Here is a 13650-nt window from a genome sequence, read left to right as displayed (position 1 = left end):
ATTTTTAGAGGCTTTACTATACATTGGCCCCTCCAAAACGCCTTTATTCCCTCCCCCGGGTGACTCGCCTTGAAGAAAAAAACGCTGGCAGAACTGAGAAAAGAAATCGATGCCTTTGACGACCGGCTGCTTGAACTCCTCAACGAGCGCGCTTCCCGTGTCATCGAAGTGGGCCGACTCAAGGCCGGCACCAAGAGCGATTTTCACGTGCCGAGCCGCGAGCGGGAAATTTACGAGCGTCTTCAGGCCCAAAACAGTGGACCCTTCCCCAACGAAGCGATAAAAAGCGTTTTCCGGGAGATAATCTCCGCATCCCTTGCCCTGGAAGCCCCCATGAAGGTGGCGTTTTTCGGCCCCAAGGCCACCTTTACCCACATGGCCACTATGCAGCATTTTGGTCTTTCGGCGCAGCTTGTGCCCCAGAAATCCATACCTGCTGTCTTCGAGGAAGTGGAAAAGGGAAGGGCACTGTACGGTGTGGTACCCGTGGAGAATTCCACCGAGGGGATGGTTTCCCACACCCTGGACATGTTCATGGACAGTGATCTCAAAATAAATGCCGAGATCATGCTGGAAATAAACCATTACCTGCTGTCCCGCACCGGCCGCATTGAGGACATCAAGAAGGTCTGCTCCCACCAGCAGCCAATTGCCCAGTGCCGGAACTGGCTGGCGGAAAACCTGCCCAACGTGCCGGTGGTGGACGTGGCATCTACGGCCGTCGCCGCCCAGATCGTCAGCGAGGATTATACGGCCGCGGCCATCGCCAGCGAACTTGCCGCCTCTATGTACGATCTGAAGATCGTCCGGGAACGGATCGAGGACCAGGTCAACAACTACACCCGCTTTCTCGTCATCGGCAAAAAAATGGCCGAAAAAAGCGGCGACGACAAGACCTCCCTTATGTTTTCCGTCAAGGACGAGGTGGGCATCCTTTATCACATGCTGGAGCCCTTCGCCAAACGGGGGATCAACCTTTCCAAGATCGAATCCCGTCCGCTGAAAAAGAAGGCCTGGGAATACATCTTCTTCCTTGATCTCATGGGGCACATTTCCGATCCGGACATTGCCGATGCGGTACAGGAGCTCAAAGGCTGCTGCCAGTTCGTAAAAGTCCTCGGTTCATATCCAAAAGCAAAGTAACGGCGTTACCAATACCCTCTGCAACAGGAGCATCCATGCCGCTCATTCAGCGGTTAGCCATAATCGGTGTCGGTCTGATCGGCGGATCCCTGGCCCGCGTCCTTCGTGAAAAGGGGGAGGTGGGAGAGGTGATAGGCATCGGTCGGGGAGAGGCCAATCTCCGCAAAGGGGTGGAACTGGGAGTCCTGGATTCCTATTCCCTCGATCCCCTTGCCGGCGTTGCCGGCGCGGATATGGTCTTTCTCGCCACACCGGTCTGCTCCATCGCCCGGATAGCGGCCCTGATCGCACCTGCTCTTGCCCCCGGTGCCATCGTTACCGATGGCGGCAGCGTCAAAGGGGAGATCGTCGCTTCCTGCGAGGGGATCATGCCTGTCGGAACCCATTTCGTCGGTGGTCATCCCATTGCCGGCACGGAAAATTCAGGTGTCGAGGCATCCTTCTCCACCCTGTACCAGGGCAAGCGCTGCATTCTTACCCCTACATCCCGGACCGACAGTGAGGCCCTGGCCAAGGTGGCACGCATGTGGGAAATCGCCGGCAGCGAAGTGGTGGAAATGGATGTGGAGAAACACGACCACGTGGTTGCCGCCATTTCCCATCTGCCCCATATGGTGGCCTATTCCCTGGTCAATGCCGTGAGCAGCTACGACCGCTTTTCGGAGAGTATTCTCAAATATTCGGCGGGAGGATTCAGGGACTTCACCCGCATTGCTTCCTCCGATCCCGCTATGTGGCGCGATATAGCCTTGATGAATAGGGGAGCCGTTCTGGAGATGATGGATATCTTCCAGGAATACTTCGGCAGGCTTCGCGCATTGGTGGAGGCCGGTGATGGAGAGCGGCTCCATGATTTTTTTTACAATTCCAAACAGAACCGGGACGCTATCCTTTAGCGGTAAAAATGGTAGAATTTCATGGAGTGAAGGGGTGCTGTCGGCGATTCCCTTCACTTTTCAATTTCATGTCGATCATGCAACCGTGATTATTGACAGGAGTGCAGCTTGCAAACCCACATCAGCAAACCGGCAAAGGCGGTCAGGGGCGAAATTGTCGTCCCCGGCGACAAGTCCATTTCCCACCGCTCCATCATGTTCGGCTCCATCGCCCGGGGTGTTACCACAGTAAAGGGCTTTCTGCGGGGAGAAGACAATCTGGCGACCCTCAACGCTTTCCGTTCAATGGGCATCGTCGTTGAGGATGACGGCGAAATCCTGAAAATTCAGGGTAAAGGCCTCCGTGGCCTCACGGAGCCTTCCGACGTCATCGATTGCGGCAATTCTGGGACCTCCATGCGCCTCATGACCGGTCTCCTTGCGGGCCAGCAGTTTTTTTCCGTCTTGACCGGGGACCAGTACCTGCGCAAGCGGCCCATGAAGCGCGTTCTGGAGCCACTCAGCCGGATGGGGGCGGCCATCTACGGCCGTGCCGGCGGCGATAAGGCTCCCCTGGCCATTGTCGGGACAGGTCTCACGGGCATTGCCTACCAATCCCCCGTTTCCAGCGCACAAGTGAAGTCGGCCATACTGCTGGCCGGCCTCTATGCAAACGGCGAAACGGTAGTGACGGAGCCCCATCTTTCCAGGGACCATTCGGAACGGATTCTTCGCTACTTCGGCGCCGACATCGAAACCTTTTCCGGCGGCACGAAGATTCGCGGCGGGCGGGAATTGGATGGCCGGGAGATCATCGTTCCCGGCGATATTTCTTCCGCTGCATTTTTCATGGTTGCCGCCCTGATCGTCCCCGGTTCCGAACTGCTTATCAGGGGTGTGGGGGTGAACCCCACCAGAACCGGCATCATCGATATCCTCAAGGCCATGGGGGGGGACATCACCCTGCAGAACTGCCGTGAAAATTCCGGCGAGCCGGTGGCCGACATCCTGGTCAGATCTTCACGGCTGAAAGGGATAGAAATCGGTGGGGACCTGGTGCCGAGGGCCATCGATGAGTTTCCGGTCATCTGTGTTGCCGCTGCCGTCGCCGAAGGGAAGACAGTGGTCCGCGATGCGAAGGAACTGCGGGTAAAAGAGACGGACCGGATCAAGGCCATGGCGGTCAGCCTGCAGAAGGCCGGAGTCAATGTGGTGGAGACAGAGAACGGCATGGAGGTTACCGGCACTGAAAAGCTGCAGGGCTGTACGATTGACAGCTTCGGCGATCACCGCATAGCCATGTCCATGCTCATTGCCGGACTGGCCGCCACTGGAGAGATCTCCGTCAATGACACCGAATGCATCGCCACCTCCTTTCCCAACTTCACCACTCTTCTGCACGAGGTGGCGGTCCAATGAACAGCAGCAGTCCCGGTAACCGTGAAAACGGTCTGGTCATTGCCATAGACGGTCCGTCAGGTGCCGGCAAGAGCACTATTACCAAGCTTCTGGCCGAGCGGCTAGGCTATATTCATATCGATACCGGTGCCATGTTTCGCGCCATCGCCCTGAGTGCCAGCCGTTCGGGAGTCCGGCCCGATGATGATGCGGCGCTGACCGAGCTTTGCAGTCGTACGGACGTGGTGCTGCAGCGAAGTAATTGCTGTTGCACGGTACTGCTCAATGGTGAAGACGTCTCCCAGGCGATTCGCACGCCGGAAATCAGTGCCCTGACCTCGAAAATATCGGCTCGAAAGCCGGTGCGCGAGAACCTGCTCATACTCCAGCGACGCATGGGTGCCAGTGGAGGGGTGATCCTGGAAGGGCGCGATATCGGGACGGTGGTCTTTCCCGATGCCGAGGTCAAGTTTTTCCTCTCCGCTTCCGCCGAGGAGCGGGGACGGCGCCGGTACCTGGAGCTGGCGGCAAAAGGGGAGTCGATTACCCTTGAGGAAACCATTGCTGCAGTGGTCGCCCGGGACGAAAATGACGAAAAGCGGGAGCATGCACCGCTACGCTGTGCCGACGATGCCATCGTCATCGACTCCACCAGGCTCAGCATCGAAGAAGTGCTTGAAACCATGGAAAAAGTAGTACGGGAACGGGTTTTGGAGCGGAAGACCGCCTGACCCATGGAAGGAGATACGCAGCAGATGAGGATCATTCTGGCGAAGCAGGCAGGGTTCTGCTTCGGCGTAAAAAGGGCGACACAGATAGCGTTTGAAGCAGCCGGCAAGGCGGGAAAAACCTTTACCCTGGGGCCAATCATCCACTCTCCCCAGGTAGTCCAGAAATTGGAAGAGATGGGGGTAAAGGCGCTGGAGAACCTGGCGGGAATCGATGGAGGGACCATCATCATCCGCTCCCATGGTGCCGCCTCCGACGAACTGGAAGAAGCGGTCCGCAAGGAGCTGGATATTCTGGATGCAACCTGCCCGTTCGTGAAAAAGGCCCAGGAGCACGTGAAGAATCTTTCCAACTCGGGTTATGACGTGGTTGTGGTGGGGGATGCGGATCATCCGGAGGTGCAGGGAATCGTTTCCTATGCATCAGGCAAAGTCTATGTGGTCGCCTCCGGCGAGGAGGCCATGAGGCTGCCGAAGATGGGCAAGATCGGTGTCGTTGCCCAGACGACCCAATCCTTCGAGAACCTGCGGCACGTGGTGGATGCCTGCCTGGTCAAGGGGGGGGAGATCCGGGTCTTTCACACCATCTGCGACGCTACCGCCGTCAGGCAGGAGGAAGCGAAGAAGCTGGCCAGCCAGGTGGATTGCATGGTGGTCATCGGCGGCTACAACAGCGCCAATACCAAGCGCCTCGCCGAGGTGAGCGCCGAAATCCAGCCGCGGACCTATCATATCGAGATGGCCCAACAGCTGGATCCCGCTTGGTTTCAGGGGGTTGACAGCGTCGGTATCACCGCCGGGGCTTCCACACCCAAGTGGATTATCGACGAGGTGCTAGAGCAGATTGAGACCATCGCCAGGGATAAAAACCATTGAATTTTGTAGCGGATGTGATAAGTTAGCATGATTTTGACAAAGGAAGATCATTTCAGGGGGTAGTTCTTACATGGGAGACGAAAAGAAAACATTCAAGAAAAAAGACATGCCGATCAGGCGGTTGCATGATACGGATGAGGATGTGGAGCAGGGACACGAGGGACTTGACGAATTTGCCGAACTTTACCAGGACAGCCTCCGCCAGCCACAGGCCGGCGAGATCGTCAAAGGCGTAGTGGTCCGCATCGAGGCAGACTGCGTTCTGGTGGATGTGGGCTACAAGTCTGAAGGGTGCATCCGCATCAACGAGTTCATCGATGAAAACGGCGAGCTGACCGTTAAAATCGGTGATGAGGTAAATGTCTTCTTCGAGCGGGGCGAAAACATCCGCGGACATATGGTTCTTTCCAAGAAGAAAGCCGATTCCCAGGTTGCCTGGGAAGCCATCGCCGCCGCTGGCGGAGAAGGTGGCATCATCGAAGGAAAGATAACGGGCAAGGTCAAGGGGGGGCTGATCGTCGACGTTGGTGTCGAGGCATTTCTGCCCGCTTCCCAAGTGGATATCAGACCGGGTGGCAACCTTGACCGGTTTATCGGCGAGACCAGCAAGTTCAGGATTCTGAAGATGAACCGCAAACGGGGCAACATCGTTCTTTCCCGCAGGGCGCTCCTGGAAGAGGAGCGGGAAAAGGCCCGGGCAACCACCCTGGCTACCCTGGCCGAAGGGGATGTGCTGGAAGGAGTCGTCAAGAATCTGGCTGATTACGGTGCATTCGTGGACCTGGGAGGCGTTGACGGGCTGCTGCACGTGACCGACATGTCCTGGGGAAGGCTGAACCATCCTTCCGAAGCGGTAAAGGTCGGCGATACCGTCAAGGTGAAGGTCCTTAAATACGACAGGGAAAAGGGCAAAATATCCCTGGGACTTAAACAGACCATGCCCGATCCGTGGCTCAACGTGGAATCCAAATTCAACGTGGGGGACCGGGTGCAAGGCAAGGTTGTCAGCCTCACCGAATACGGTGCCTTCATTGCATTGGGTGAAGGGGTGGAAGGGCTGGTCCACATCTCCGAGATGTCCTGGACTAAAAGGGTCCGTCATCCTTCCGAAATTCTGACCGTAGGCCAGGACGTGGAGGCAGTCGTTCTCGGCGTGGACGTGACCAGCCGCCGTATTTCCCTCGGCCTGAAGCAGACCGAGGTCAATCCCTGGACCGTAATCGGCGACCGCTACCCGGTCGGGACCAAGATCGAAGGGCAGATCAAGAACATCACCGACTTTGGCGTCTTCATCGGCATCGAAGATGGTATCGATGGCCTCGTCCATGTTTCCGACATTTCCTGGACGAAACGGGTCAAGCACCCCGGTGAAATCTTCAGCAAGGGACAGACGGTTCAGGCTGTCGTGCTCAACATCGATGCCGAAAATGAAAGGCTTTCCCTGGGCATCAAGCAGCTGACCCCTGATCCCTGGAGCGAGATACCCAGCAAATATAAGGCCGGCACCCGCATCAAAGGCAAAGTGACCTCCATCACCGATTTCGGCATATTCCTGGAGATTGAGGAAGGGATCGAAGGCCTTGTTCACATCTCCGAGCTTTCCCAGGAAAAACTCGCCTCCACCAAAGACTTTGCCTCGGTGGGGGATGAGCTGGAAGCGGTCGTACTTGGTGTCGATGAAGTGGAAAAGAAAATCGCCCTTTCCATCAAGGCACTGCAGTCTGCAATCGACAAGGACGAAATGGCTTCCTACATGGGCTCACAGGGTGAGGCTACTTCCAATCTGGGCGAATTGCTCAAGGAAGGACTGAAGAAAAACGGTGATGAATAAACCGGCTTTACATTCAATGGTTAATTTAATTGCTGCAAGAGGTGTATAGATGACAAAGAGTGAATTGATCGATAAGCTGGTAGAAGCAAACGGATTACTGTCGCGCAAGGAGTCGGAGGCAATCATCTCGATCGTCTTCGATTCCATGAGTGACGCCCTGAAAAGCGGTGAAAAGGTCGAAATCAGAGGGTTCGGCAGCTTCACCATCCGGGCCCGCGACGCCCGTGAAGCACGGAATCCGAAAAGCGGCGAACTGGTCAAGATCCCTTCCAAGAAAACCCCCTTCTTCAAAACCGGTAAGGAGCTGCGGGAAAGGGTAAACTGCGCCTGACCTTCTGCCGGCACAGCCTGCCCGGATGGCGGAATTGGTAGACGCAAGGGACTTAAAATCCCTCGGTCGCAAGGCCGTGCCGGTTCGATTCCGGCTCCGGGCACCACTAACTAGTTGAAACTGTTATAGAATTGAGGAGCTATGTCAAATGATGTAGCTCCTCTTTCTATAGTAAACGTGAAAATTGACGGGACAACGTGAATATGACGGGAAGGTTAGGCATACGTCCCTTGTTCTAGCAAGACCTAAAGGCCTCGCAACCTAACCTGAAGGTTACGTTACCCAATTCCGCCATTAATGAAATGTGGGCATATACGGCACAGCTTCTGTCCATAAAATAAGGAAGTATTCTTCTCCTTTCTTATATACCACTGGTCAGCATCATTTCATCGTATGATGGTTTACCTGCACAGAAATGCAACTCGCTATCTTTGATGTTCAGACATACCGACCAGAGCCAGTACTGTTGATATCACAACTATTTACTACCCCTTTCCCATCTCATTATTCTCAACCTCCGTCACGTTTTCAATCAATGCCCTTATATCTTCCGCATGCCATACCGTAATGCGCTCACTTAGCTTATAGGCCTTTGGGAACTGTCCAGTTTTTACACCGGTCCACCATGTTGATTTTGATACTGGAATGATCTCCAGAATTGTTGATAAACGCATAAATCCTGTCTCTGGGATGTTTGCCATGTAATCTCCTCTCTCAGTTCAAAGTACAAAGGCTATTCGTGGCGCAACTATAATGGTTCGAGGGCCTGCTTTCAATACCCCGCTGCCCTTGATTTCACTTTCCTGTCGTTGTATTGTTCAGATTGTCTTTAGGTCCGGCATCGCAAAAGCTGTTGATGTGCATGATGGTCTTTGTCTTCAACAGAGTTAGTTGTTCCTCAAGGCTTCGCCTTGTCCGGCTTCTCATGATCATTTTGAAGAAGCCTAAAATGATCATTCAAAGTCCGGGTCAATTAGACCCTTAAACCGGAAGTAAAGTAGCCAATCTTGAGGCTGTTTCCCGTTTATATTCCCGTCAACGTGGTATAAGTTGTTGATTACACAACATAGTAAAAGGGATGCCTAATCCCTTGCCTAGTGCAAATGACATTGAAACCGCAGAATATCAGTATGTTGAGTATGTGATTAGTGTCATGTAGCGTGCCTGGTATATTAATGGTGCGCCCGGTTTAGCTGCCGGGTTGGGGTAAAACTTATTACATCAATAATAGGTGGGGTATGGATCTGAAACGTTTAATAGGTCTGAGTAGTATAAGTTATGGGACACGCTTTGACGAATTTGATTACCAAAAGATGGGATGGGAGGAATTCTGGTCACCTCGTAATGCTGTACTGTTGCTAACCAGCTTTGAAATGGAAAAGAGCGGCTATTTCAGTCGGGAAGATGCAGAAAAAGCCTATGATTTTATATATTCGAAATTTGAGGTTATTCTCCGTAATGCCTTGTTCAAAGGTAAGATCACGTACACACCGGGCCTATTGCCAGACGACAATGTTCCTGATGGATCAATAAATTGGGAAAGGGCTAAGTTCAAAAAAGATGATTTTTTTAGCCACCTTAGACAAGATTTACGTTCGAAAGTAGATGTTGAACGATTAGAACGATTGTTATCTGGAGAAGAAAAGCCTGATACTTTTTCTAAAACGATACCTGGAGAAAAACATGCTCCAAGTGAAGAAGGATGTTTAAAGAAACCGGGAACTGACATCGGAGCTACAGGTGAATCATGTACAACTAGCTTAAACGGCAAGACTTATTCCCAAGACTATTATTTCCAAAAGCAAGGCAAAGGCTGGTATGTCCAGTTTGAAAATGCTGCCATACCAGGAGTTAAGCACTCGGTAGGGATGACATACATAAAGATGCTGCTTCAGAATCCTGAAACGCTGATAAGCGTGATAGATTTGGAGAAGGCAGGAGCTGTAGCTGGCGATGAGACCAACCAAGAAGCAGAGCCTTATGATGAGCCTTTTGAAGATAATGAGGATATAAAACATGGGGAAGGTGGAAATGCATGGGAATTATTAGACCCAGAGGCCCGAAGACAATATCTGAACCGTCTGAAGAGGATTGAATCTGAAATAAAGGAGGCTCGTAGAAGAGGGGATCAACAGACTATAGACGCCTTGATGTACGAAGCCACCTGTATCAGCAAGGAGCTACAAAGCAGTAACTACGGACCCAAAGACCCCGAAACTGAAAAAAACAGAAAAAGGGTCCTAAATGCGGTAAAACGTACTATTGCCAGAATCCAGGAGTTGGAGGGCATCTATAATTATAATGACCATCCGATATCATCTCACCTTAGGCGTTTCCTAAGAACTGGTGTATCCTGCTCATACACCGTACCTAAAGAAAATTCGCCAGATTGGAAATTTTGAGTTCAATTGCTACAGTTCTTGGTAGCATAAAAAAGTAGCCTTAATTTAGTAGAGGCAGAGCGAAACAAAAGACAGCATCCTAGGCAGCTGTCGATGCGTAGCCACCTACTTAAATTAAGGAGACTGAGATGAAAGATTTACACGCTGTAGAAACACAATCCATCCAATCCCACGCCGACCAGATTACCCACCTTAGGCAGCAGCTTGCAGAGTTGGAGAACTCCCAACTAACAGCATCACCATTACCAGATATCGCCACACTGGATGATGGAGAGCTTATTTCATCTGGCAGTACAGCAGAAGTGCAAACCCCTGAACAACCCATTGCAGAAATACACCTACCTGCTAATTACGATCCGGCCAAAGCCCAAAAGATCACTGAGACGGTAAGTGCAATGCTCCTCAACCCACGGTTTTGGGCTAAACCGATGAGGCCTGATGATTTTCTTGGTGGCTGCTCAATACCTGTTTTCGACGACAGGTCGTTACAGAAGTTTTACGACCATGCATATGATTATCTTGTAAATGATGCTGCTAAAGAATCGCAGAGGACAAATCAACCGGTGGTTATGCCAACTGAAGATCAGATTAAAGACGAGGTATGGAGGCGATATACCAATAAGAAAGTGGCGGAGGTCAAGAAGGCGTTGGTCACTCAACGTAATACCGAAGCTGCTAAGACCGGCACTGACCCTGTAGCTGTTACAGAAGAAGAGATTAACCAACGTGTTGATGAAATAGTGGCGGCATTACGAAAAGCTGAAGGCTGCTAACCGCTTTGGAGTGGGTAGTGGCTTAAAACAAGCTTCTTAGCATGCTTTCCCTCAAAATTTACATTACATGAAAAAAGGAGTCTGAAAATGGAGATAAAAGGTCCATTTGCAATTATCACCGGGGTTGAAGATAAAACAGGTTTCAATACTATCGTTGCGGATTCCGTCAAAATAGTTGAACGGAATGGTAATTCCATAACCCTTATTGGGCAGAGTCCCATACTACTACACAATCTTAAGGCGGCGACTAATTGGGTAGGAGCGATTCAAAACGCCATTAGTAGTAAAAATTAGTTTAAGGACAAAGGGGGAGGAGCGATCCTCCTCTTTTTCATTGGAGCAGCATATGACGAGACGACCTTCCAGAAGAGAACTGATGAATTCAAGACTCCTCGATGTTCATCGGTGGAGTGACAACCAAAACGGCGAACGGGCAGTTACTGATTTACAGAAGGAGTTGGGCCTCAAAAATAAAAGATACAAAGCCTGTATTATGGTTTTACTTGCTGAACTTTACCTTGCCTGGAGAACTGATCCTGCAAGATATGTTTCCTACTCGCGGGATGAGGAGGAGTATGGAAAGGCTGGGCGGTTCCATATCAACAAATTTAGCTATGATGTGATGATAAACACGGTTGATGCGTTATGGCAGCGTGACTACATCGAAAATGTTATCGGCAGTGCCATCGCTATTGATACGGAAACAGATGAAGTCTATGGCTACAGGTCACGAATAAGGCTAACTAAGCGATTACTAAAGGTACTGGTTAGAAACCGTGTGAAGACAAGCATGTTTGGCAGATCCGTAGTCGATGATGTAATTGTCATGAGAGGCGAAGTTGAAAAAGTAAAAGTAGGTAAGAAAACTATAAAAATAAGGCACCCACCAAAGCCTAAAAAAGAGCCACAACGCATCGTGACGTCACGAAAAAGACTTGAAGAATACAACGATCTTTTAGGTCGCACCTACATTGATGTGGATAATGAGCACCTATTACCCATTGAAAGACGGAACATACGGCCTTATGATCTTGACCTAACCAGGAAAAGAGTTTACCGGATCTTTAATAATAACAAGTGGACTGAGGGTGGAAGGTTTTATCGGGCATGGTGGATGGAGTGTCCAAAGAGGCTTCGTAAATATATCGTTATCAATGGTGACCCCACAGCCGAGTTGGACTATTCTGGTATCCACATTCAGCTTTTGTATGCACTCATAGGTATCAATTATGCTGAAACCGGTGAAGACGCATACACGCTTGAGGGTTTTCCACATCGGAAGCTAAACAAGCTAGTGTTGCTTACTGCAATCAATGCGGAAGGTGCTTTAGATGCCGTTAAGGGTACTTGGCAGCAGTTACGGCGTAAACGTCTACTACGTACATATGGTTTGAGAAGTCATGAGCCTTTATATGAAATCCTTGAAGCCTTAAAGGCTAAACATCCCTTAATAGCGGATCGAATTGCGTCAGGTTACGGTGTTAATCTTCAATACATTGACTCCCAGATCGCAGAGCAGGTGGTTGATTATTTCACCCAGCGCAATATCCCGATATTAACTGTTCACGACAGCTTTATTTGCTCGTACATAGACCATGCTCCGCTACTAGATATTATGAAGAAGGCGTTTACCAGAGTAATCAAGCATTATGTTGAACTAAAGTATGTTTCAGAAGTACCAGAGTTCCTTTACACCGGATGTGACGTTAACAATAACGATACAGGTGATATTGTAATTCCGATTGATAAGAAGGGTATCGGTGCTTATCAATACAACATCATCAATAATATACCATACCACATGTATAAACAGGGCCGACGGTACCTCAAGTACAGGAGGACCGGTGATCCTACAACTTTAGCACGGGTAACTAACACGTAAAAAAAAACACAGGCCGGCAACTCCTACGATACAACCGGCCTATATTTTTCCCTTGTAGATGATACACCCACAGCATGTTCTACAGATCCTATATTTCCTTGTTACAATACGTACGGGATTTTGAGGGTAAGAATGCGAAATTATTGATATACGTATGAATTTTTTTATTTTTTGCAATGACCTGTTTTCCAGAACAAGAGGCTGTTTTATGTAATATTGCAGTAAAGTTAAAGAGATTTAGAAATTGACAACCTCAACTCGAATTGCTAAATACCTAATGATATTACAGACAAAATTAACCACTAAAGGGTTAACGCCTTTGAAGCCATTTCAGAAGAGAACAAGTTGGTAATTTTGTGGAAGGAACTGCGATGAGTAAATATTTAGATACTAAAGCTGTGATACTGAGCATTATTGCTTCGTTGGTCCTGATTTTATGCTCATATTTCTATAACAGATATTTCACTAGCGAATTCACCTCTTATTATATAATGCTTAAACCATATGCTGAAGAGTCAAAGTTTTCAGATGATATGTGGACTCCGGCTATCATAAAATTAAAAATAGAAAACACTTCAAATAACAATATCAGACCAGAAAGGATTGTTATAAACGGGGTTGATAAAAATAGCAAAATCTTTGCTAGATATTTAGAAAAAGATACGGATACTGTCTATAAGATACCAAACCTCAAATATGCGATCAATAACGATATATTGACAATAGATGAATTGCCTGTGTTAAAACAAAATAGCTATTTAAAAATTATTCTGAATGGAAATTTTTATTCAAACTTAGCTGCAAAGATAATATCAAGATCTGGTACAACAACAATAGAAGAAGCACAATACGTTATTGGCACTGAAAAGTTTGTTGCAACAACATGGAAAGAGTTATTGGTAGTATTCTCTTTGTTGTTAATATTAATAGTATACAGTTATGAAAGACAAAGATAGATATGTTTGTAGAAAAGCTACAACTGGTACTTAGGCGTTCTGCTGCATTTATATTAGATGGCTCCTTAATCCTCAGCATCGTTGTATTATTCGAACTGTTCTTGCTTACAACTTTGACGAAGGTTTTAGGGCATACGTTTACTTCGGACGCAGGATTCTTTGGCTACTTCTTACGGAATTTACACACATTTATGGTACCAGCCATATGGGGTATGTGGAATTCTAGATTGATAAAAGTAAGTTCGCCAGGATGTGCTATTGTTGATGTCAAAATCATTTCTGATCATAGACCAATAATTTCATTTTTGGGTTGTTTTTTGCGGTACTAGGTAGATTCTATTCGTAAGTGCACCACGTGATAAAAAAGCAGGACATGATGGTTTTCTGGTAGTGTGTGAAGCGCGACCAACACTCACTACGGAAAGGAACCCACCATGTCCTACAGCCATTTTACT

The 13650-nt window shown here is 49.3% G+C and carries 13 protein-coding genes and 1 tRNA gene; 13 read left to right on the top strand and 1 reads right to left on the bottom strand.

Translation table 11 applies throughout. The annotated features are described in order from the left end of the window. The first annotated feature begins 69 nt into the window (after nt 1-69). The 8 genes from pheA to ML541_RS10985 all read left to right on the top strand — a co-directional run bounded on the left by pheA (nt 70) and on the right by ML541_RS10985 (nt 7288). A complete protein-coding gene (gene pheA, locus ML541_RS11020; protein WP_243372927.1) occupies nt 70-1143 on the top strand; it encodes a prephenate dehydratase in 1074 nt (357 codons plus the stop codon). Nucleotides 1144-1178: 35 nt separating this feature from the next. Beyond that, nucleotides 1179-2039: a prephenate dehydrogenase/arogenate dehydrogenase family protein gene (locus ML541_RS11015; protein ID WP_243372925.1), complete on the top strand. Its 861-nt coding sequence runs from the start codon at nt 1179-1181 to the stop codon at nt 2037-2039. Between the two features lie 108 nt (nt 2040-2147). Continuing rightward, nucleotides 2148-3437, top strand: a complete 1290-nt coding sequence (aroA, locus tag ML541_RS11010; RefSeq protein ID WP_243372923.1) for a 3-phosphoshikimate 1-carboxyvinyltransferase — start codon at nt 2148-2150, stop codon at nt 3435-3437. Continuing rightward, on the top strand, nt 3434-4147 hold the full coding sequence (gene cmk / locus ML541_RS11005) for a (d)CMP kinase (protein WP_243372921.1): 714 nt from the start codon (nt 3434-3436) through the stop codon (nt 4145-4147). The genes aroA and cmk overlap by 4 nt, the downstream gene beginning before the upstream one ends. Before the next feature lie 24 nt (nt 4148-4171). Continuing rightward, the gene (locus tag ML541_RS11000; RefSeq protein WP_243372919.1) at nt 4172-5020 is read left to right on the top strand and encodes a 4-hydroxy-3-methylbut-2-enyl diphosphate reductase; all 849 of its coding nucleotides are present in this window, start codon (nt 4172-4174) and stop codon (nt 5018-5020) included. Between the two features lie 70 nt (nt 5021-5090). Continuing rightward, the gene (locus ML541_RS10995) at nt 5091-6851 is read left to right on the top strand and encodes a 30S ribosomal protein S1 (RefSeq protein ID WP_243372918.1); all 1761 of its coding nucleotides are present in this window, start codon (nt 5091-5093) and stop codon (nt 6849-6851) included. A gap of 49 nt (nt 6852-6900) precedes the next feature. After that, entirely contained in the window at nt 6901-7182 is a 282-nt protein-coding gene (locus ML541_RS10990) for an integration host factor subunit beta (protein ID WP_243372916.1), read from the top strand. Between the two features lie 19 nt (nt 7183-7201). Beyond that, nucleotides 7202-7288 (top strand) — tRNA-Leu (locus tag ML541_RS10985). Between the two features lie 379 nt (nt 7289-7667). Here the strand turns inward: ML541_RS10985 and ML541_RS10980 are convergent. Beyond that, nucleotides 7668-7883, bottom strand: coding sequence for an AlpA family phage regulatory protein (locus ML541_RS10980; RefSeq protein ID WP_243372915.1), 216 nt, complete (start codon nt 7881-7883; stop codon nt 7668-7670). A gap of 537 nt (nt 7884-8420) precedes the next feature. Between ML541_RS10980 and ML541_RS10975 the strand changes: the two genes are divergently transcribed. The 5 genes from ML541_RS10975 to ML541_RS10955 all read left to right on the top strand — a co-directional run bounded on the left by ML541_RS10975 (nt 8421) and on the right by ML541_RS10955 (nt 13195). After that, entirely contained in the window at nt 8421-9584 is a 1164-nt protein-coding gene (locus ML541_RS10975; protein WP_243372914.1) for a hypothetical protein, read from the top strand. 128 nt (nt 9585-9712) lie between these two features. Further along, nucleotides 9713-10357 (top strand): hypothetical protein, encoded by a 645-nt coding sequence (locus ML541_RS10970; protein WP_243372913.1) that lies wholly within the window; start codon nt 9713-9715, stop codon nt 10355-10357. A gap of 87 nt (nt 10358-10444) precedes the next feature. Next, nucleotides 10445-10651, top strand: a complete 207-nt coding sequence (locus tag ML541_RS10965) for a hypothetical protein (RefSeq protein ID WP_243372912.1) — start codon at nt 10445-10447, stop codon at nt 10649-10651. Between the two features lie 52 nt (nt 10652-10703). Beyond that, on the top strand, nt 10704-12239 hold the full coding sequence (locus tag ML541_RS10960; RefSeq protein ID WP_243372911.1) for a hypothetical protein: 1536 nt from the start codon (nt 10704-10706) through the stop codon (nt 12237-12239). 356 nt (nt 12240-12595) lie between these two features. After that, the gene (locus ML541_RS10955) at nt 12596-13195 is read left to right on the top strand and encodes a hypothetical protein (protein WP_243372910.1); all 600 of its coding nucleotides are present in this window, start codon (nt 12596-12598) and stop codon (nt 13193-13195) included. The last annotated feature ends 455 nt before the right edge of the window (nt 13196-13650 follow it).

The sequence above is a fragment of the Geotalea sp. SG265 genome (assembly GCF_022808985.1).
In the GTDB taxonomy this organism is placed as follows: domain Bacteria; phylum Desulfobacterota; class Desulfuromonadia; order Geobacterales; family Geobacteraceae; genus Geotalea.
This window is presented reverse-complemented; position numbering and strand designations above follow the sequence as displayed.